This is a genomic window from Leptolyngbya sp. 'hensonii', from assembly GCF_001939115.1.
GTDB lineage: Bacteria > Cyanobacteriota > Cyanobacteriia.
In genome coordinates this window covers 11,882-31,764 of the sequence record NZ_MQTZ01000046.1, presented here as the reverse complement: position 1 = coordinate 31,764, position 19,883 = coordinate 11,882, and the positions used below count along the sequence as shown (strand labels likewise).

Here is a 19,883-nt window from a genome sequence, read left to right as displayed (position 1 = left end):
GTGGACTGTCAGCAGAACCTAACCTGGATGAAATTTGGCTTGACCCAAAGGTTCTAAGGATGAGATAGACGAAGTAGTCTTGCAGATGTATTGGCTATGCCAGAGTTGAACCCCTCGATCGCGCAGCACTACCATGAGCGCACCAAATATGATCCCAAGACGCTGGCGGGCAAAAGTCATCAGCTAGATTGGGGCAGCCAACCGATCCCGTTTAAGGAGTACAAAATTGGCAAGGTTTACAACCTCAAACCCTATCTCCAGCACCCAGAAGAACGCCCCCAAGTTGATTTTCCAGTCGTTGATCCCAGTTGGTGGCAGCGGCTCTCATTATTGCTGATCCACAGTTATGGCTTAACCGCTATGCTGCCAGCCGTCACCATGACTGGGGAACCCATGTATCTCCGAACGGCTCCTTCGGCGGGAGGTCTTTATCCAGCCGAGGTGTATCTGATCTCCAGGGGTACGCCAGAACTCCCTGCCGGTTTATACAGTTACCAGCCTAAAATCCACTCCCTGGTCAGATTCTGGGACAGTGACATCTGGACAGGGTTGCAGGCTGCTTGCTTCTGGCCCCAGACTCTGGAGGGAACCCAGATGGCGCTGGTGACGACGGCCATCTTTTTCCGCTCTGCCTGGCGATATCAAGACCGGGCTTACCGACGCATCTTCCTGGATACGGGGCATCTGTTGGGCAACATCGAATTGGCCTGTGCCATGAATGACTTCCGGCCCCATTTGATGGGAGGATTTGTCGATGAAGCCATTAACCGCATGCTCTACCTGGATCCGGAGCAGGAAGGGGTGACGACCATCATGGCTCTGGCTGATTTACTGGATATTCGACAGAATCTACCGGTGGGTCGCACCGCCCTGCCTTCGGCGACGCAAACAGAATACCCGGCCATTCCCGATGGTGACCTGTTGGCCTATCTGCACCAGGCCACCCAAATTCGGGATGATCAGATTCCCCCGACGGAGCAGGTGACGGTTACCGCCAAGGCAGACCCGTCTGTTTCGGCTCCACCAGCCAATAGGGACAAATACAACCTCCCCTTTTGTGCGAAAGTCTCAACGGTCAGTCATCCCATCTCCTGGGCAGAGGGCCTAGGTGACCTGGGAAATACGATCCTGCGGCGACGATCGACCCGGGCCTATACGGGGGCAGCCCTGGTGCTGGATGAACTCACCGCCCTGTTGGATTTTACCTATCAGCCCCAGCATTACCAGAATCAGGGCATGGATGGCAACCCAGACTACTTTGATTTGAATTTGATTCAGACCTTTATTGCGGTGTCGGAAGTCACTGGTTTAGAAGAGGGTTGCTACTACTATGCTCCGGTGGCCCAGGAGTTGCGCCAGATTCGCTTCAAAAATTTTCGGCGGGAACTGCACTATCTCTGTTTGGGCCAGGATCTGGGCCGGGATGCTGCTGCGGTGGTCTTTCATACCGCAGATTTACGATCGGCGATCGGACAATACGGCGATCGTGCCTACCGCTATCTCCACCTGGATGCGGGTCATCTGGGACAACGGCTCAACCTGGCTGCCATCCACCTGGGCCTGGGCGTCAGCGGCATTGGGGGCTTTTTTGACGATCAGGTGAATGAGGTGCTGGGGATTCCCGCAGAAGAAGCCGTGTTGTATATCACCACCCTGGGGCGGCCCCGATCGGCAGGAGCATAACCCTATCCCCGTTTGGCTGGGGCAACTTTCGGTTCGACTGTCTTTTTCACCGGATAGGACTTGAAGGGGGCGATCGCCGCGCTGGCTGCCACGACCACCCCTGGATTGGGATCTCGCAGGGCCTGCTGCAGCAAGGGAATTACTTTTTCAGATTTGATCCGGCCCAGGGTATTCACGGCTGCAATGCGTACCGCTGGTACAGAGTCTCGACTCAGGGAGGCTAACACTGTCAGGGTCAGGGTGATGCCGTTGCCCAGACCACTGCCCTGGGTAATCTGGCCCAAGGCGATCGCCACCGCCGACCGCACCTCTGCACTGCCATGGCGAGCATGACTGGTGATCAGGGGAATGGCACTGTTTTGCCCTGCTTCCCCCCAGGCTTGAATTTGGGCTTCCAGGGAAGATTGGGGATTATTTGCAGTAATCGGGGGGAGTGTTTTAGGGCCTGAGGTGGCTGCTGGAGGGTTCTGTTGGGGAGGGCCTGATGGGACTGCTTCTGGCTTGGGGGCCTGAGGCTTGCCCTGAAATAGGTTCAGAATGAATTGCAACAAAGACGCCATGGTTCATAGCCCTCCTTTCCCTGGAATCTCCACAGGGATCACTCGTCAATTTTAAGCCGATGGGGTGGATAGCGGAGCATTTTCTGAAATTGGGCATGATTTTGTAAACTGGCGAAGCTGGGGTCTGTTTTAGCCAGGTGGCGGAAGTAAAAGTAGTCCTGCTCAAAAGCCCGGAGTAAACTCTCTAGAGCTGCTTCCCCATCCCCCTGCTCCGCCTGAGCACTGGCCCGGTTATACCAGGCCAGACCATATTTGGGCTCCAACTGTAACGCCCGATCGCAGGCAAGGATGGAGTCCCCATGGCGTCCCAACAATCCCAGCATCCAGGCCCGCTCATTCCAGATTGCCGGATTTTCTGGTTGCAGGGCGATCGCCCGGTCCAGGTCAGCCAGGGCTTCCTCAGAGCGGCGAAGGCCCTGCAGCGCTCTGGCCCGCATGACCCAGACCGTTGGATCTTCCCGCTGTAGCGCGATCGCCTGATCATAGGCCGCAACAGCCGCCTCATACTGCCCTGCTTTCAGCAATCGATTTCCCACTTCACAGGCCCTCTGCTCTGGGGTGCGAGTGAAGCGTCGCAGCACCAGGTACAGCCCCAATCCGGTGAAAAAGACCACCCAGATCCCCTGGTTGAACGATCGATAGCCCTGGGCCACCAGAAAGGCAGGCACCCCAAGTCTATCGCCAAGGGTAAACACCAGGGTCCAGAGAGGGGCTGTGACCTGGGGGGCAAACCAGAAGATCCCAAACAAGGCCCAGAGGCTGTATCGCCCCAACTGATTCAATGGCTGTTGCCACTGTAACGGCAGCCAGGGTGCCAAAATGCCATAGCCATCAAGCGGTGGCACCGGTAGCAGGTTAAACAGAACTGCAAAGATCTCCAGAAATATCAGAAAAGCCAGAGCCTGCCAGAGCCAGTGGCTTTCGTCCAGATTGGCCCCACCCATCCGGAAGGGAATGGCCAGGACCAGGGCCGTCAGGCTGGTGGCGATCGGTCCTGCCGCTGAGACCGCACTCTGCCAGCCCCGATGGCGCAACTTCTGGTGGTCGATGTAAACGGCTCCGCCGGGCAGGGCAATACCCCCTAACAGGAGAAAGATCAGGGGCAGCAGCAGGCTGAGGGTCGGGTCCGTGTACTTGAGGGGATTGAGGGTGAGGTAGCCCTTCTCCTTAACGGAGGTATCTCCACCCCAGTAGGCCACGATCGCATGGCCGAATTCATGCAGGCAAAGGGAAACTACCCAGCCCAGACAGACCACAATGGCAACGGATAACATGTGCGTTTCCTGCAGACGATCGCTTGCCTCTCCAGTGTGACCTATGGATAGGCCAGCTCACCAACTGAGTTCAAGGACAGGGTGGATCGGGCAGCAGGTTTAATAACTTTGCCACCGGCTGTTCGTTCCAAACTGACAAAGAACCAGACCAAACCAGTTCTGGGGATCAGTCCAGGTGTGAACAGGCACCAGATCCAGGGTCGCCAGTTCCTGGGAAATCGCTGTCAGGTCAAACTTGCGGGAAATCTCACTCAGGATTGTTTCCCCGGCTGCAAATGTAACCGTGAGGTCTAGGGACTGCAGAGTAACGGTCTGAGATCGCAGGCTCCGCAGATAAATCTCAATCTGGTGCTGCTGCTCATTATAGAAAGCCACATGCTCGAACTGCTCTAGGTCAAAATTGCCCCGAAAACGCCAGTTCAGGTGGCTCAGCATATTCAGGTTAAAGGCCGCTGTCACCCCCTGGCTATCATTGTAAGCAGCCTCCAGCAGAGCCTTCGGTTTCTGCAGGTCCACCCCCAGGAGGAAATATTCCCCCGGTTGCAGGGCGGCCCGAATTTGGCTGAAGAAGAGGTGGCACTCCTCCGGCGTCAGATTACCCAGGGTACTGCCCAGGAAACAGATCATGCGGGTGTCCAGGGGGGAGGGGCCTAATTGTTGCAATCCCAGCTCGTAGGTGCTGACCAGGCCATGCACCTGCAGGGTGGGATAATCGTTCAGCAACTGGTAGGCACTGCTTTCCAGAATGCCCCCGCTAACATCGATCGGCAGGTAGCGAAGGGGATAGCCCAGAACGGCACAGGCATCTAGGAGAATCCGGGTTTTAGTGGCACTGCCACTGCCCAACTCTACCAGTTCACAGGGACCTGTCAGACCAGCGATTTCCTGAGCATAGGTCTGCAGAATCCTAGTTTCTGTGCGGGTCAGATAGTATTCCGGCAATTCACAGATTTGTTCAAACAGTTGGGAACCCCGATCGTCGTAGAAGTAGTGAGGAGGGAGGGATTTTGGGGAGCGGCTCAGTCCAACAACGGCATCCTGACCGGAATCCGGACCCACCTCAGAAGGCTGGGTCGGATTGATCAGATAGTCAATGTGCAGACGTTTCTCCGGGGCCAGAACGACCCGATGCAGAGGTGGGGAAACGTCAGACTGACTGTTCAGAGTTTCAAAGGGGGACATTTTACCTCCAAGTGTTACTTAACGGCTGTGCTCCCGGCTGGATAGCATCTGAGGCAGCAGTGAGGTCTTGAAATAGGTTGAACAGTATGGGTTTTTGGGTGATCCCCGTAGGCATTCTCTCATTTAAAGAGGGTTCTAACTGTGCCAATCCCTGGACTTAACCTAAAACAGTTCACTGTAACGATTGAATCCTGGGAGCGATCGCCCAGCATGAGAATCCCATGAGATTCCGGCAGCAATTCAATTAATTTCTGGCCTCATCACTGGCACAGCGGAACCCTGCGAACATCTGGCGCATGGACGGGTAATACCAGTTGCGGAAGGCGCAGCGCATGGCCCAGGATCGGGTAGCCCAACTCCCTCCCCGTAACACCCGATGCTGACCATCAAAATACACCTGGGAGTAGCCAGGATAGGGATAGCTCTCAAACTCGCCATATCCCTCGAACCAGGAGTTTGTCCATTCCCAGATGTTGCCCAGCAGATCCAGACAACCGGCGGGACTGGCCCCAGCCGGATAAGCCCCGACGGGGGTAGTCCAGCCCTGGAAATGGCCGTGATTGCAGTGCTGTGCTTCGGGTTCAGCCTCTCCCCAGGGATAGGTGCGGGGCTGCTGAGTCTCCCCATCCCAGCCCGCTGCTTTTTCCCATTCCGCCTCCGTGGGCAGGCGCTTACCCACAAAGCGGGCGTAGGCTTCTGCTTCGTACCAGCTCACCCCACAGACTGGATGGGGGCCAAATTGAGGCGCATCGGACCAATAGAGGGGTTGGTGGACCTGAGCCGTTTGTAACCAGGCCCAGCCCGCTGCTGACCACCAGCGATCGTCCCCATAGCCCCCGGCCTCCATGAAGGCCCGATACTGGTCACAGGTGACGGGGGTACGATCAATCCAGTAGGTTTTCAGATGGACCCGATGCAATGGACGTTCATTATCCAGGGCATCGATCGAAGCATGGCCCATGACAAATTCTCCGGCAGGGATTTCCACCATCCCGATGGCAGGAGTAGGGACTGGGGCAGCGATGGCAGGGGCTTGGGGGTGAGGCTGTTGTAGAGCCAGCACCAGGGCGATCGTCTCGCCATGTTGGCTTTCATGCTGCACCAACCAGCGCCACAGCCTTTCCTGTTCTGCCAGAGGGGCAAGGTCCAGGTAGGCCAGCACCTGAGCCCGAATGGTGGCCAGATACGCCTGAATCTCTGCCAGGGGGGGCAGGTTGGCCCGCTCCTGTTTCGGTAATCCATCGGCAGCAAACAATTTCTGATATTGGGCAGGAAAGGCATCGGGTTGTCCAGCACCTTGCTGTAGCAGCCACCGGGCTTCCGTGAAGCCGATGTGCCCCAGGTGCCAGCCGATCGGGCTGAAGTCGGGATGGGCTTGCCGACAGAAGGTCTCGGGGTCTACTCCAGCAAACAGGGCCAGGGTCAGGGATCGACAGCGTTCCATTCGCTGGCGAATGATTTGTCGGGACCGCCCAATGTCATTCGCGATCGTAGGGCTGGGCATAGATTTAAAACTGATGAATCTGGATATCCAGGTCCTCACCAATGGTCAGGACACTGCGTTCAGGGCAGGACACCCAATTCCCCAGAAACAGGGGCTCTGAGGCAATGAGTGTCGCTTCCGGATAGTGGGGGTCATCCTGCAGCCAGTAGAGGGAAGGGGCTGGTTGCGGACTGGAAGTGGCTTTTCCTCGGGAAGCAAAACGGGAGGCCACCAGCCGTGCCCCATCCGTCACGATCAGGTTGGCGGCAAAGCCCACACCGTAGACTTGAGCCATATCTGTCAGCAGAATCAGGGTTTTGTATAAGGCTTTTTCCAGGGACAGATCCGGGGCCAGGTGGAGCTCATTGAACAGGAGGGCGAAAATATGCTCTGAATCAGTGCTGCCCTGAATAGCCTGATAGAAGCTATCGGTCAATCGATCGCGAATGGGCCGGTAGAGCGTCTGGCGAAAGTTTTCGATGAACCCATTGTGGATGCCCAAAAACCGATCGTATTTGTAAGGCTGGCAGTTACTCAGATCGACAGCCTGACCAGCAGTGGCACTTCGGACACTGGCCAGCACACAGTTGGATTCCACATACCGGCTGAGATCAGATAGATTGACATCATTCCAGATGGGTAGGGTATTGCGATAGGTAAAGGGTAAAACATCCCGTTCTGGGCGATACCAACCTACCCCAAACCCATCGGCATTGAGCAGACCAGAGGTCATCTGGCGGGGCTGATAGCTCTGAACCACCAGGGAGTGGTCTGGCTTGTACAGCAAACGGTCTAATGAGATCGGTAGACCCAGATAGCCCATGAGACGGCACATGCAAGTTTCAACCTGATTGAAAACCTAGATTTAAGCGTACCGTGCGATCGAAAGGATTGGCTGAAGAGAGGCTGAGAAAGCGTTCAGCTTAGATCCTGAATCGTCCAGGAGGCATAGGCTAGAGCCAACCAGCCGAGGATAAAGGCTGCCCCACCCAGGGGGGTGATCGCCCCCAGAATCTTGGTGCCAGAGAGGGCCAGGGCATAGAGGCTGCCAGAGAAAAGGACAATTCCCAGCAGGAAGGCAAAGCCCACAAGCGTCAGCAGGGTTGAAGGCAATTCCAGACGGCCCATGAGGAGGCCTACAGCCAGCAAGGCCAGAGCATGGTACATCTGGTACTGGGCTCCGGTTTGGAAAATCTCCAGGGCCCGATCGCTGACTTTCTCCCGCAGGGCATGGGAGGCAAAGGCCCCAGCCACGACTGCGAGGGCTGCCAAAATGGGCGCGATCGTGAGAAAGAACCGGGCCATCAGGAATGCCTCTTTAATCGTGGGTTACTTCCAGCAAGCGAGAGAAGTAGAACCGGGTTTTGATCATATCGTTGCGTTGCACCTTCCAGCCATTGGCCTCTAGAGCCTTCACTACTGCTGTTTCCGGGTGCAGGTAGGCACGGGTGGCCTTACTGGGACCGGGAAAAAAGTCCCCAATCTTTTTCAACAGGCTGTAGCAGAGAGTCTTGGGGGCAAAACTGAGAATCAACCGATGCTCGGCCAGGGAACTCAGATGGGCAATCATTTCAGCGGCTTTATCCTGGGGATAGTGGATCAGCACATCCAGGCAAACCACTGTATGGTACTTTCCAGATAGGGTTTCCAGATCCTGCACAGCAAAGGTCAGGTTCTGCAATGCCTGCGGGTTGGAGGCTGCCGTCTCTCTGGCTTCTCCCACCATTTTCTCCGAAATATCGCTGGCGAAGACCTTGGCACCAACTGCCGCCAGGGGAATACTCAAACTGCCGACACCACAACCCGCATCACAGATGGACAATCCAGCCAGATTGTTGTCTGCCTTCAACCAACTGATCACAGTTTCGACTGTTTGCTGGTGACCAACTCGGATATCCAGTTGAACTTTGTTGACTTCCCCATCCCCATAAATCCGCCGCCAGCGATCGAAACCGGTGGCATTAAAGTAATCTTTTACGATTGTCTTATCATCTGTTGTCGTTGTCATAAATCTGGTTCAGCCATTCCTCCAACAGATGGATCGTACTACGTTGAGCCGCGATTAATCTGTCGAGCCGCGATTAATCGCGGCTCTCAACGACAACAGGAATTGACCTACCCAATCTCAACCTGGGCCGTATCGACGGAGGTGGCCCCACTGACACCGCTGGCAATGGCTACGAATTGATCCAGCATTTCCTGGGTAGGAACTTTGCCCTTCAGCACGACGGTGCCGCTCAATTGAGCCACCCACAGGGTTTCAACATCCGTCAGAGAGGAACTGTCATCAAATGCTTTCGCCACCCGTTTGGCCAGGCCGCTCTGATCATATTCCCCATTCAGGCCAACTCGCTCTGGCGGAATGTCGGTTGCACCGACATCGGCACCCGCATCTGTACCTGCACTAAAGGCGGCAGCATCAGCAACTGGCTGGTCTCCACCCCCAAAAATCCTCTGCAGAAAACCCATTGTGATGATCCTCTCTGGATACGCTGTGTCCGTAAAAACCCTACCATGAGAATTTTGTCAGCAACGCATCATAATCTGTAGCCAAGGTTTGATGCCATCAGTCCTGGGCTGAACTCCAGGTTGATCGGCTGGCTTAAGGAAAATTTCCGACGTAGGGGTCTCAAGGGGCCTGTAATCTGGCTGACATATCTATTAAGCATGAACTGTTGTATGAACCAACCATTAGTTGGAATTATTATGGGTAGTGATTCTGATCTGCCCACCATGAAAGAGGCGATCGTCGTCTGCGAAAACTTTCAGGTTCCCTGGGAGGTGGCGATCGTCTCCGCCCACCGCACCCCCGATCGGATGGTGGCCTATGCTCAGCGGGCTCACCATCGGGGTTTAAAGGTGATTATTGCTGGGGCGGGTGGGGCGGCCCATTTGCCGGGGATGGTGGCGGCTTTGACGCCTCTGCCGGTGATTGGGGTTCCCGTCGTCAGTCGCCATCTGCAGGGGTTGGACTCCCTCTACTCGATCGTGCAAATGCCTACAGGCATTCCTGTGGCCACAGTAGCGATCGGGAATGCCTGTAATGCGGGTCTCCTGGCGGTCCAAATTCTGGCTACGGCCCAGCCGAATTTGCTAGAACAGGTCCAGGCTTATCGTCAGCAACTGGCTCAAGCGGTGATGGAAAAACAGGCCCGCTTAGATGAAATGGGATATGCCCAATATTTAAGCCTATGATCCGTCATGATGAAATTGCCGCAATACAAAAGGTTAAGAAGTTAAGGTCAGGAATTTATGGAAGTCATCCCTGCGATCGACCTGCTGGAGGGACGGTGTGTCCGGCTCTATCAGGGCGACTATGCCCAGTCCCAGGTCTTTTCTGAAAATCCCGTTGAGGTGGCTCGCCAGTGGACCGATCAGGGCGCGACCCGACTGCATCTGGTAGATCTAGATGGGGCCAAGGTAGGGCATCCAGTTAATCTACCCGCGATTGAAGCGATCGTGCGGGCGATCGATGTGCCGGTCCAGGTGGGAGGTGGGCTGCGCGATCGGGAGAGTGTGGCTACCCTGCTGGATCGGGGTGTGGGTCGGGTGATTCTGGGTACTGTGGCTGTGGAGCAACCGGAACTGGTGGCCCAACTCTGTCGAGACTATCCGGAACGGGTGGTGGTGGGCATTGATGCCCGCAATGGACGGGTGGCCACCCGGGGTTGGCTGGAAACCTCTGACGTGGCTGCCGTAGACCTGGCCCAGCGGATGGCGACCCTGGGAGCAGTGGCCATTATCTACACCGATATCCATCGGGATGGCACGATGCAGGGGCCTAATATTGCGGCCCTGCGGGAACTGGCGGCATCGGTGCCGATTCCCGTTATTGCGTCGGGCGGCATCAGTTCGGTGACGGATCTGCTCAGCCTTTCAGCCCTGGAAAATCTGGGTGTGACGGGGGCGATCGTTGGGCGAGCCCTCTACACGGGGGATATTATCCTGGCGGAAGCCCTGCGGGCTGTGGGTCCTGGTCGTTGGCAGGATATCCCGCCCGATTTTGGCTCCTCGGCTCTGGCCTGAACCTATCCCGGACTGTCCTGGTGCCAGCGGGCTTCAGTCTCGATCGCCAACTGTTCAATTTTCTTGGCGACAGCGGTCTGGGATTGGAGCCGCCCCGCCTGGGCTGCTGCCAGTTTGGCCATGAGGAGATCCGCAGTCTGAATTACCCGATCGGCACTGTTCAGATGGACTAAGGCCCGATGATTGCGGGCGATCGCCCCGGCCAGTTGATCAATCTGATCCTCGATCCATGCCTCTGCTGACCAGTTTTCATCGATCATGTCTGTCCTGGGGTTATGAGCCTGAGAATTTATGGTAATCGACAACTCAAAACATTGCCAGGTCAGGCCACCCGTCCGACCCTGGCCCGGGTGCGGGCTGCCCTGTTCAACATCTGGCAGGGACATCTGACCGGGTGTCGCTGGCTGGATCTCTGTGCCGGGAGTGGGGCTATGGGGGCGGAGGCCCTCTGTCGGGGAGCAGCCTTTGTCGTGGGGATTGAGCTTTCCGGGCGAGCCTGTGAGGTAATCCGGCAAAACTGGCAGCAGGTTGCCCAGCCGGATCAGTCTTTTCAGATCATCCGGGGAGATGTGATCAAGACCCTGTCTGGACTGGCTGGCCAGTCCTTCGATCGCATTTACCTTGACCCGCCCTATGCTAGTGATCTGTATCAGCCAGTGCTGACGACGATCGCCACCCTGCAACTCCTGTCGCCCCAGGGAGAGATCGCGATCGAGCATGACCCCAGTCACTTGCCGGTGGAACCAATTGCAGGGCTGCAAATCTGTCGTCAGAAAACCTATGGCAATACGGCCTTAACCTTCTATGAAGTCTGTCCCCAGTTAGAGGGGCTGCTTCCTTCTGGGAGCAGTGATCCGTAACCCTGTTCCAGGCGATCGTCCCCAAAATGTCGGTTGAGCCTCGCTTCCGAGGGGCAGGGAACTGAAGCAATCCTCCCTGTCCAGGATGGGACATTTCCTCCTGAGGGCGGATAGTTCTCTCAGGGCGCGCTACTATCATTAATATCATTCCGAGAGAGAGCGACTTGCAGCTCAGACTCTCTCTTAATACCAGTTCACCCAATTCTCACGACCTATGTCCTCACCTGAAGATCTGCATTCAGAGCCGGGAGGTAGCTCTGATATGTTTCCTGGTCAAGTGAACTGGTGCCAGTCGGCGTTAGGCATGAATCTGGAGAGGTTATGGAATGAAAGTAGGCGCTCAATATTTGGGTGAGGGTCGCTGTGCCTTTACCGTCTGGGCCCCGGCCCTAGAACAGGTAGAGGTTCAAATCCTGGCTCCTCGGGAAGCAGTTATACCTCTGGAACGGCGGTCGGAGGGCTACTGGCAAGGCATTGTTGCAGATCTTTATCCCGGAGCATTATATCGCTACAGACTGAATCGGGATGGATCCCATCCTGACCCGGCTTCCCAGTTTCAACCCCAGGGTGTCCATGGTCCTTCTCAGGTGGTGGACCCTCGCTTTGACTGGACGGATGAGTCGTGGCGGGGAATTCCCCTGGAAGCCATGGTCTTGTACGAACTCCATGTCGGAACCTTTACCCCAGAGGGGACCTTTGCAGCCATCATTCCCCGCCTGCCGGAACTGCGGGAATTGGGAGTCACGGCGATCGAGCTGATGCCGATCGGTCAGTTTCCGGGAGACCAGCAGACTGATCCAGGGCTGGCCTATCGCAACTGGGGCTATGACGGGGTCTATCCCTTTGCCGTGCAGAATTCCTATGGGGGACCTGACGGGCTGAAATGCCTGGTGAACGCCTGCCATCAACAGGGAATTGCCGTTGTCCTGGATGTGGTCTACAACCATTTCGGGCCAGAAGGTAATTACACCAGTTGCTTTGGTCCCTATTTCACAGAGAACTATCGCACTCCCTGGGGCAGGGCGATCAACTTTGATGGGGCTGACAGTCCGGGGGTTCGCCGCTACGTCATCCAGAATGTTCTGTTCTGGTTCCAGGACTATCACCTGGATGCCCTGCGGCTGGATGCAACCCATGCCATTTATGATCTGGGGGCCAGGCATGTTTTGCAGGAACTGGCTGAAGCCACGGCAGCATTGGGGCGGGATACCCAGTGGCAGCGGTATTTGATCGCCGAGAGCGATCTGAATGACCCCCGCCTGATTCGGCCCTGGGAATTGGGGGGCTATGGTCTGGATGCCCAGTGGAATGACGACTTTCACCATGGGTTGCACACCCTGCTGACCGGCGAGAGATTGGGCTACTACATGGATTTCGGCCAGATGGCTCACCTGGCTAAAGCCTATGAAGCGAATTTTGTCTATGACTGGCAGTATTCCCCTCACCGGCAGCGCTACCATGGGATGCCCTGTCTCGATCGGTCCCCATCCCAGTTTGTGGTCTACCTGCAAAACCATGACCAGGTGGGTAACCGCATGCTGGGGGACCGGATCACCCAGAGTCTTTCCTTTGAGGCGACAAAACTGGCTGCTGGAGCCATGCTGCTCTCTCCCGGTATTCCCATGCTGTTCATGGGGGAAGAATATGGGGAACCTGCGCCCTTCACCTATTTCGTCAGTCACGCCGACCCAGATCTGATCCGGGCGGTGCGTCAGGGCCGGAAACAGGAGTTTGAACCCTTTCACCTGCAGGGAGAACCCCCCGATCCGGAGGCGGTTGAGACCTTCACCCGCTGTCGGTTGAACTGGCATCTGCAGCGGGAAGGGCGACACAAGGTTTTGTGGGAGTTCTACCAGATGCTGTTGACGTTCCGCCGCACCCATCCGGTGATGCGGCAGCGAGATCGCCAGAGCCTTCAGGTGACGATAGAGGAGGAGAAACGCTTGCTGAGCCTGATTCGCCTGGGCCAGGATAGCAGTTTGCTCTGCCTCTTGAACTTCAACCCGGCTCCAGTGATGCTGCAGGCTCCCACAGGACGATCGGCCCGCAAGTTAATTGACTCGGCGGATGAGAGATGGATGGGGCCAGGGTCGCAACTGCCGATCGACCTCCCGGCTCAGGAACTAATCACCCTGCCGCCTGAGAGCCTTATGGTCTATGAGTTAATCGGTCCCTTTCCCCCTTCTTTAATGATTTGAAACCCATGCGTATTCCGACGACCACGTATCGATTGCAATTCAATTCCCAGTTTGGTTTCGCTGATGCGGCAGCGATCGTCCCCTATCTGGACAGCCTTGGTATTTCCGATCTGTATGCGTCTCCCATTTTCCAGGCTCGGAAGGGGAGTACCCATGGCTACGATGTGGTGGACCCCAACCAGTTGAATCCAGACCTGGGAACGGTCGAGGAATTTGAGGCGCTGGTTGGTCAGCTCCAGGTCAGGGGGATGGGCTGGTTGCAGGATATTGTGCCGAACCACATGGCCTATGACAGTGCCAATCGCTATTTGATGGATGTGTTGGAGAATGGCCCTGAGTCAGAGTATGTGGGATACTTTGACCTCTCCTGGAATTCCCCTTTCGACGATCGGCAGGACCGGATTCTCACCCCGTTACTGGGCAACTTTTATGGCTCCTGTCTGGAACATGGAGAGATTCAACTGCACTATGACCAGAACGGTCTGAGTGTGAATTATTACGATCTGAAATTGCCCATTCGCTTAGAGTCCTATACCCGTTTTCTTACCTATAATCTAGGCAAATTAAATCGAGAGCTGGGGCGTAATCATCCGGACTTTATTAGACTTCTGGGGATTATCTATCTGTTAAAAAACATCTCTCCAGAACTAACCGGGAAACAACGTCCGGACCAACTTGCTTTTGTCAAGGGTCTTCTCTGGGAGGCCTACACCTCTAATGTGGCTGTCACAGAATTCATTGATGAAAACATCAAGGTGTTTAATGGGGAAGTAGGCAATCCAGAGAGTTTTAACCTGCTGGATAGCCTATTAGCGGATCAGTTCTATCGCCTTGCTTTCTGGAAAGTAGGAGCGGAGGAAATGAACTATCGCCGCTTCTTCACGGTGAACGAACTCATCGCCGTCAGAGTTGAAGATCCAAAGGTGTTTAAAACTGGCCATCAGTTGATCGGACAGATGGTTGAATCCGGCCATTTTACTGGATTGCGAATTGATCATATTGATGGGCTCTACAATCCCGCTCAATACCTGAAATGGTTGCGGGAAAAAATGGGGGATGTTTACATCACGGTGGAAAAAATTCTGGAACTCCAGGAAGATTTGCCCCAGGATTGGCAAATTCAAGGAACCTCCGGGTATGAATTTTTGAACTATGTGAATGGTATTTTCTGTTGCCAGGATAACCAGTCCCAACTGGATGAAATTTACCGGTATTTTACAGGTCGAGAGAAGCCTTACGAGCAACTGGTAAAGGAAAATAAACACCTCATTATTGACAAAAATCTATCGGGGGATATTGATAATCTGGCTTTTATTCTCAAGAATATTTCCCGAAAGTATCGCTATGGCAATGACTTCACCATGAATGGTTTGCGTCAGGCGATCGCAGAAGTTCTGGCCCTGTTTCCGGTCTATCGGACCTATATCGATGAAGGAGAAATGAGTGAGATCGATCGAACTCGAATTCAGGAGGTAATTACGGCGGCTAAGGCTAATTTGCCCTTAATTCAGAATGAGTTGAACTTCATTGAGAAGTTGATGCTGCTGGAGTTCGACGACAGTCTCACCCAAACTGAAAAGGAACGCTGGCTCCATTTTGTCATGCGGGTTCAGCAGTATACAGGCCCCCTGATGGCGAAGGGCGTGGAAGATACCACCCTCTATGTTTATAACCGGCTGTTGTCGCTCAATGAGGTGGGTGGTAATCCGGACCATTTTGGGATTGCGCTAGCGGATTTCCATGCCTTCAATCAGCATCGGCAAACCCACTGGCCTCATACCATGAATGCCACTGCCACCCACGATACCAAGCGGGGGGAGGATATGCGGGCCAGGATCAATGTCCTGTCTGAAATACCGACGGAGTGGGAGGAGCAGGTGCGAATCTGGCGCGAGATTAATCGCGATCACAGGCGCTCCCGGCGGGGCCGGGCTATTCCGGACGCCAATGATGAATACTTTTTCTATCAGACGGTGGTGGGAGCCTACCCGTTTCCAGGGGCAGAAATGGATTTTGTCGATCGGGTGCAAGCATACCTGATCAAAGCTATTCGAGAGGCCAAAGTCCATACAGCCTGGTTGCGTCCCGATTTGGATTATGAGTCAGCCTGTGCTGGATTCGTGGAGAAAGTGCTAGATCCAACGGAGCCAAATCCCTTCCTGGAGAAGTTCTTGCCCTTCCAGCAGCGGATTGCCTACTACGGCATGTTCAATTCCCTGGCCCAGACCCTACTGAAGCTGACGGCTCCGGGCATTCCTGACTTTTACCAGGGTACTGAACTCTGGGAACTCAGCTTGGTCGATCCGGATAATCGTCGTCCCGTGGATTTTCAACAACGCCAGTCCTATCTAGATGAGATTCAGGCTAAAATTCACGCTGATTTGCCGGGACTCCTGACCGAGCTACTGGCCCACAAAACGGACGGCAGAATCAAATTGTTTTTAATCCGGCAGGTATTAAAAGCCAGAAATCAATATCTGGAGCTTTTCCGGCAGGGCTCCTATCGTCCCCTGGAGGCTGAGGGAACCTGTTGTGACCATGTGATCGCTTTTGCCCGAGCCCACGATCGACAGATGGCAATCGCCGTTGTGCCCCGGTTTCTGACGACGCTGATTCAGCCGAGGGAGGATCCGATCGGGGAGGGACCCTGGCAAGATACCCTGCTTCCCTTACCGGAGAATGCCCCCACCACCTGGACCAATGCCCTCACTGGCGAGGCGCTCCAGACCTCAGGGGCTATGCTAGTAGGTCAGGCCCTGCGCTGCTTTCCGGTGGGGTTGTGGATTGGCCACAGTTAGGGGCAGTCATTAGTCATTGGCGTCATCCCCTCTTGGGGTGGCCTGCAGGGTTGGGGGGAATGTCCCGATGACCTTATTTTTTGGACCCAAACAACCCGAAAAATCCCGATCGACCAGAAGGTTCAGGCTTTTTCTGGGTTTTCTGGGGTGATTCTGACGTCAATTTAATATGCAGTGAACCGGCATGTTTTAAGGCCACTGGATCCTTCGGGTTCAGCTTGAGTGCCTGCCGGATATGAACGGTGGCCATGCCCGTTAAGTTCTGTTTCAGGTAGGCCACCCCCAGCAAAGAATGGTAATCACTTTGAGTGGGTTCCAGCTTGATCGCATCGCGCAACTCCTGAACCGCCTGAACGTAGGCTTCTTTCTCCAGATATTTCTGAGCCCGCTCAAAGTGGCGACGGGCATAATTTTCGGTGGGCGCATTAGGGTCTGGATGAAGGTCTGTCGGGGTATCGGTTAATACCTTGAACTGGATGGGTCTGGCTCCAGCACTGGAGACAATGCCTGTCCGCTTTTCTCGGTTCACAAAATAGCCCATCTTCACAAAGAAGTAAGCTTGGTTCAACTCAGCTAATCTTTGCGTGATGCGCTCAAATTGCTCGATCGGCTCGTATTGAATCTCGGAGAGCTCGGAGATCGCTTTTTCGTAAAAAACCTCTGCTTCCTGGAGCGGGAGTTTGACCAGTTTGGCAGCAATCTCCTCCTGGAAATTGAGTTGCCCATCACGGTGCAATCGCCTCACCTGAAACCGCAGCATGGCCAGGGTTTCTGCCCGATCTTTCTCTTGTTTCAATTTCTGGTAGGCCGGGTTGACCAAGCGTGCAAAGATCTGCCCAGCCAGTTCCGGTCCACGCACATTTTGGGGGTCATGGCTGTCGGGATGGAGAATTTTGGCCACTGTCCGGTAGCGCTTGAGAATGCGTCGTTCATCCGCAGAAACAGAAACCCCCAACAAAGCATAGGGGTCCGAGAATTTTTTTAACCATTCCGCTGGAAAGGCTTGAGGCGGTATCGATGCCATTGTGCTCTGACCGTAAACTTACGGTGTCCCTAGAGGTAATTTAAACCAAAACTTTGCTCCTGAACCGGGACTACTGATAACTCCAATCTGTCCACCGTGGGCCGCGATAATTTGTCTACAGAGATAAAGACCTAACCCAAGGCCGGTGGAGCGGCTACGGTTCCCTCTAGCATATCGCTCGAACATCCGATCGCATTGTTCCTGACTCATGCCAATCCCATCATCCTGAACAGCACAGAGCATCATCGGTCCTTCCAGATCCGCTTGAATGGTGAGATGTAATCCTGGTGGATTGTGATTTAGGGCATTCGTCAGGAGATTTTCGAACACCCGCCTGAGTTGGAGCAGGTCTGCCATAATCGGAGCCAGATCAGCGGGGATCTGATAAGTCAGGGTTGCCTGATTCTGGATCAGCAAAGATTCCATATCTTCCATCGTAGACTGTACCAGCTTTTCCAGGTGGACAGGTTCCAGTTGTAAGGGAATTCCCCGCATTTCTGAGGCGTGGGTTTCCAGCAGGGCATTAATCAGGCGCAGTTGACGATCGCTACTTTGGATCATCCGGTCCAGGAGCTTAGTTGAAACGGAAATAGAGGCTGGGGAAAGGGAAATAGAGGAGTCAGGAGCGTAGATCGGTAATCCCTCTTGATGCTCCTGGGGCGTCTCTAGCAAGTTCCTGAGTACCAACAACGTTCCGGTTAGAGGGGTTCGAAGGTCATGGGAAACTGCATGGAGAAATTCATCTTGGCGTTGATACAGATCTTGAAGTTCCTGAACTTTTTGTTGAAGTTCTGCCGTCCGTTCTTCAACCTGCTGTTCCAGGTTTTTGTTCAGTTCCTGAACCTGCTGTTCGGCCTGCTTACGTTCTGTAATATCCAACACATAGCCATCATGATGGGTGACCTGTCCCTGAGCGTTGCGGACCCGGACCGTAAAATCATAGACCCAGCGAATTTCTCCATCTGGCCGGATAATGCGATAGTCCTGCTCGAAGGCATTGACATCCTCAATACTATATTGATCCAACTCGGCCTGAATGCGGGGAATATCTTCCCGATGGACAATACTGGCATAGGAAATCTTGCCGCTGAGTAAGTCATCCGGTTGGTAGCCAAACTGAACCACATTGGCAGACACATATTCCACCTGCCAGGGTTGCTGAATCGCCCAGCGGAAAATCACAACGGGGCCGCCCGTAAAGAGGCGACGTTCTCGCCCCAGTTGGGTTTGCATCTGGTTAAAGGTTTGGGCCAGCATTCCCAGTTCATCCTGCCGATTCACAGGAACCAGTTGTGCCCCTTTTCCCTGGGAAAAGGCTTTCGCCGCATCACTTAATTGCAGAATAGGACGAGTAATCCAGGCGGAGGTCCGAATCCCGATCGCACTTGCGAGCAATAACGCGGCCAGACAGAGGAACGCAGTCAGACGATTATTATTCTGGATGCGCTCTGTGAAATCCTTCTCAGGCAAGACCACCACGATGAGCCAATCTAGTCCATACTTATCCTGCAAAGGAGTCACCTGAAGGAATCGTTGTTCGCCCTGAAAGTCAAATTTCAGGCGCTGGGGACCTTGAATGCGATGCAGATCCTGGAAGTGCTGCGTCAGGTAGTCAGCCGTAGAGCGGATCAGAGGGCTTTGACTGGAAGCCGCTGTCATCCGTTTCACCTGATTATGCTGGGCCAGAAAGGGGTTTTCTGCGGTTGAGGTTGCCACCAGGAGCCCCGATCGTTCCAGAATAAAAGTTTCCCCGGTCTGACTAATTCTGATGTCGCGCAGGAACTGACCTACCCGAGAGAGAACCAGATCATTAGCCAATACGCCTTCCAAACGGCCCTGTTTCGAGTAAAGGGGATAGGTGGCTGTAATTGTTAACCGGAGCTCAGCAAAGTCTGTGTAGATTTCGCTCCAGATGGGTTGGCGAGTCTGCACGGCAGTCTGATACCAGGGGCGCAGACGAGGATCATAGGTGGGAGCCCGTCTTACCAGACGGCCCCGGTTGCCGTTTGCGTCCATCTCGTAGATATGAAACTGTTGACCCGTCGAAGAACCTGCTCGCGCAACGAATAACGTTTTCCCTTCTCCAGGGATGCCAGCGGCCACAAATTCACCATTCTCCAGGCCAATGGAAATGGAATTGACCGAGGTAAAAATCTGCATTTGGGACCAAAAATGCCGCTCCAGATCATCTGGGTTTTGCAGATCCAGTTGCTTCAAGCGAATCGCATTGGCATTGAGGCGATTAATTAAATGGGGAGTTTCCAGGTAAGTTTCCAGTTTTCCTTGAATGCGGGCTGTGGCGTCATCCCGTAACCGGGTGGCAAAATCATTCACGGCGGCCTGTCCGTTCTGAAAGGAGAACCAACCTGTCAACCCTACAGCCAGACTAATTTGCAGGACAAACGGCACCACCAGCACTGTCTGGAGTGGCATTTTCCTGAGTGAAAGGGGAGTGACTTGAGGAATGAACCGGAGCAGATACCTCATCTGGAGCTATCCAGGAATCAAAAGTACCCGACGAGAATTTTGAGCACTTCGTGCTCAGAAGCGTGACTTGAATGGCGTTGCTGAACGAAGGAAGGAATCAGGAGCGCGAGCAAGATGCTCATACTAATAGAGTTGTGCATTGATAGGGAGTGGGAGCGTCTCGCTCACGTTCAGATCGGACAAATCATACCGCGTGATTCAGCAACGCCACTTGAATCGCGTCCGGCAGCCAGAATTTCATCCGCAATAAGGGGACTACCCTCAGCTTGGAAACCGAAACTGGTAAGGAATCCACAGCTTTCAGAAGA

Annotated in this window: 17 protein-coding genes; 6 read left to right on the top strand and 11 right to left on the bottom strand. The window is 54.5% G+C overall.

The window, feature by feature from the left end:
• Positions 1–96: 96 nt before the first annotated feature.
• Positions 97–1,683: a SagB/ThcOx family dehydrogenase gene (locus BST81_RS18950; RefSeq protein ID WP_075600077.1), complete on the top strand. Its 1,587-nt coding sequence runs from the start codon at positions 97–99 to the stop codon at positions 1,681–1,683.
• A 2-nt stretch (positions 1,684–1,685) separates the two neighbouring features.
• Here the strand turns inward: BST81_RS18950 and BST81_RS28555 are convergent, their stop codons facing one another.
• The 8 genes from BST81_RS28555 to BST81_RS18910 all read right to left on the bottom strand — a co-directional run bounded on the left by BST81_RS28555 (position 1,686) and on the right by BST81_RS18910 (position 8,651).
• Positions 1,686–2,243 carry a HEAT repeat domain-containing protein gene (locus BST81_RS28555; protein ID WP_075600076.1) on the bottom strand — a complete coding sequence of 186 codons (558 nt, stop codon included), beginning with the start codon at positions 2,241–2,243 and terminating at the stop codon, positions 1,686–1,688.
• A gap of 38 nt (positions 2,244–2,281) precedes the next feature.
• Positions 2,282–3,517 carry a tetratricopeptide repeat protein gene (locus tag BST81_RS18940; protein WP_075600075.1) on the bottom strand — a complete coding sequence of 412 codons (1,236 nt, stop codon included), beginning with the start codon at positions 3,515–3,517 and terminating at the stop codon, positions 2,282–2,284.
• A 99-nt stretch (positions 3,518–3,616) separates the two neighbouring features.
• Positions 3,617–4,699 carry an L-histidine N(alpha)-methyltransferase gene (gene egtD, locus BST81_RS18935; RefSeq protein WP_083636952.1) on the bottom strand — a complete coding sequence of 361 codons (1,083 nt, stop codon included), beginning with the start codon at positions 4,697–4,699 and terminating at the stop codon, positions 3,617–3,619.
• 244 nt (positions 4,700–4,943) lie between these two features.
• Entirely contained in the window at positions 4,944–6,203 is a 1,260-nt protein-coding gene (egtB, locus tag BST81_RS18930; protein WP_075600074.1) for an ergothioneine biosynthesis protein EgtB, read from the bottom strand.
• Positions 6,204–6,207: 4 nt separating this feature from the next.
• Complete coding sequence (gene egtC, locus BST81_RS18925; protein ID WP_075600073.1) at positions 6,208–7,017, bottom strand: ergothioneine biosynthesis protein EgtC; 810 nt, start codon at positions 7,015–7,017, stop codon at positions 6,208–6,210.
• 83 nt (positions 7,018–7,100) lie between these two features.
• Positions 7,101–7,487, bottom strand: a complete 387-nt coding sequence (locus BST81_RS18920) for a DUF423 domain-containing protein (RefSeq protein WP_075600072.1) — start codon at positions 7,485–7,487, stop codon at positions 7,101–7,103.
• Positions 7,488–7,500: 13 nt separating this feature from the next.
• Entirely contained in the window at positions 7,501–8,190 is a 690-nt protein-coding gene (gene bchM / locus BST81_RS18915) for a magnesium protoporphyrin IX methyltransferase (RefSeq protein ID WP_075600071.1), read from the bottom strand.
• 107 nt (positions 8,191–8,297) lie between these two features.
• Positions 8,298–8,651: a BON domain-containing protein gene (locus BST81_RS18910; RefSeq protein ID WP_075600070.1), complete on the bottom strand. Its 354-nt coding sequence runs from the start codon at positions 8,649–8,651 to the stop codon at positions 8,298–8,300.
• A gap of 210 nt (positions 8,652–8,861) precedes the next feature.
• On the opposite strand from BST81_RS18910, the gene purE reads away from it, so the two are divergent.
• On the top strand, positions 8,862–9,377 hold the full coding sequence (purE, locus tag BST81_RS18905) for a 5-(carboxyamino)imidazole ribonucleotide mutase (RefSeq protein ID WP_075600069.1): 516 nt from the start codon (positions 8,862–8,864) through the stop codon (positions 9,375–9,377).
• A 57-nt stretch (positions 9,378–9,434) separates the two neighbouring features.
• The gene (hisA, locus tag BST81_RS18900; RefSeq protein ID WP_075600068.1) at positions 9,435–10,208 is read left to right on the top strand and encodes a 1-(5-phosphoribosyl)-5-[(5-phosphoribosylamino)methylideneamino]imidazole-4-carboxamide isomerase; all 774 of its coding nucleotides are present in this window, start codon (positions 9,435–9,437) and stop codon (positions 10,206–10,208) included.
• A gap of 2 nt (positions 10,209–10,210) precedes the next feature.
• On the opposite strand, the gene BST81_RS18895 is transcribed toward hisA, so the two are convergent.
• The gene (locus BST81_RS18895) at positions 10,211–10,468 is read right to left on the bottom strand and encodes a hypothetical protein (protein WP_075600067.1); all 258 of its coding nucleotides are present in this window, start codon (positions 10,466–10,468) and stop codon (positions 10,211–10,213) included.
• A gap of 15 nt (positions 10,469–10,483) precedes the next feature.
• On the opposite strand from BST81_RS18895, the gene rsmD reads away from it, so the two are divergent.
• The 3 genes from rsmD to treY all read left to right on the top strand — a co-directional run bounded on the left by rsmD (position 10,484) and on the right by treY (position 16,064).
• Positions 10,484–11,068 (top strand): 16S rRNA (guanine(966)-N(2))-methyltransferase RsmD, encoded by a 585-nt coding sequence (gene rsmD / locus BST81_RS18890; RefSeq protein WP_075600066.1) that lies wholly within the window; start codon positions 10,484–10,486, stop codon positions 11,066–11,068.
• Positions 11,069–11,394: 326 nt separating this feature from the next.
• Complete coding sequence (treZ, locus tag BST81_RS18885; protein ID WP_075600065.1) at positions 11,395–13,266, top strand: malto-oligosyltrehalose trehalohydrolase; 1,872 nt, start codon at positions 11,395–11,397, stop codon at positions 13,264–13,266.
• Between the two features lie 5 nt (positions 13,267–13,271).
• Entirely contained in the window at positions 13,272–16,064 is a 2,793-nt protein-coding gene (treY, locus tag BST81_RS18880) for a malto-oligosyltrehalose synthase (protein ID WP_075600064.1), read from the top strand.
• A 73-nt stretch (positions 16,065–16,137) separates the two neighbouring features.
• On the opposite strand, the gene BST81_RS18875 is transcribed toward treY, so the two are convergent.
• Both BST81_RS18875 and BST81_RS18870 read right to left on the bottom strand, forming a co-directional pair.
• Positions 16,138–17,088: a J domain-containing protein gene (locus BST81_RS18875; RefSeq protein ID WP_075600063.1), complete on the bottom strand. Its 951-nt coding sequence runs from the start codon at positions 17,086–17,088 to the stop codon at positions 16,138–16,140.
• A gap of 18 nt (positions 17,089–17,106) precedes the next feature.
• On the bottom strand, positions 17,107–19,575 hold the full coding sequence (locus BST81_RS18870; protein ID WP_083636951.1) for an ATP-binding protein: 2,469 nt from the start codon (positions 19,573–19,575) through the stop codon (positions 17,107–17,109).
• Between the last annotated feature and the right edge of the window lie 308 nt (positions 19,576–19,883).

Excerpts from the sequence above, each read along its gene's own strand:
- BST81_RS18950 (WP_075600077.1), top strand. The coding sequence starts at position 97 with ATGCCAGAGTTGAACCCCTCGATCGCGCAGCACTACCATGAGCGCACC.
- BST81_RS28555 (WP_075600076.1), bottom strand. The coding sequence starts at position 2,243 with ATGGCGTCTTTGTTGCAATTCATTCTGAACCTATTTCAGGGCAAGCCT.
- BST81_RS18940 (WP_075600075.1), bottom strand. The coding sequence starts at position 3,517 with ATGTTATCCGTTGCCATTGTGGTCTGTCTGGGCTGGGTAGTTTCCCTT.
- egtD (WP_083636952.1), bottom strand. The coding sequence starts at position 4,699 with ATGTCCCCCTTTGAAACTCTGAACAGTCAGTCTGACGTTTCCCCACCT.
- egtB (WP_075600074.1), bottom strand. The coding sequence starts at position 6,203 with ATGCCCAGCCCTACGATCGCGAATGACATTGGGCGGTCCCGACAAATC.
- egtC (WP_075600073.1), bottom strand. The coding sequence starts at position 7,017 with ATGTGCCGTCTCATGGGCTATCTGGGTCTACCGATCTCATTAGACCGT.
- BST81_RS18920 (WP_075600072.1), bottom strand. The coding sequence starts at position 7,487 with ATGGCCCGGTTCTTTCTCACGATCGCGCCCATTTTGGCAGCCCTCGCA.
- bchM (WP_075600071.1), bottom strand. The coding sequence starts at position 8,190 with ATGACAACGACAACAGATGATAAGACAATCGTAAAAGATTACTTTAAT.
- BST81_RS18910 (WP_075600070.1), bottom strand. The coding sequence starts at position 8,651 with ATGGGTTTTCTGCAGAGGATTTTTGGGGGTGGAGACCAGCCAGTTGCT.
- purE (WP_075600069.1), top strand. The coding sequence starts at position 8,862 with ATGAACCAACCATTAGTTGGAATTATTATGGGTAGTGATTCTGATCTG.
- hisA (WP_075600068.1), top strand. The coding sequence starts at position 9,435 with ATGGAAGTCATCCCTGCGATCGACCTGCTGGAGGGACGGTGTGTCCGG.
- BST81_RS18895 (WP_075600067.1), bottom strand. The coding sequence starts at position 10,468 with ATGATCGATGAAAACTGGTCAGCAGAGGCATGGATCGAGGATCAGATT.
- rsmD (WP_075600066.1), top strand. The coding sequence starts at position 10,484 with ATGAGCCTGAGAATTTATGGTAATCGACAACTCAAAACATTGCCAGGT.
- treZ (WP_075600065.1), top strand. The coding sequence starts at position 11,395 with ATGAAAGTAGGCGCTCAATATTTGGGTGAGGGTCGCTGTGCCTTTACC.
- treY (WP_075600064.1), top strand. The coding sequence starts at position 13,272 with ATGCGTATTCCGACGACCACGTATCGATTGCAATTCAATTCCCAGTTT.
- BST81_RS18875 (WP_075600063.1), bottom strand. The coding sequence starts at position 17,088 with ATGGCATCGATACCGCCTCAAGCCTTTCCAGCGGAATGGTTAAAAAAA.
- BST81_RS18870 (WP_083636951.1), bottom strand. The coding sequence starts at position 19,575 with ATGAGGTATCTGCTCCGGTTCATTCCTCAAGTCACTCCCCTTTCACTC.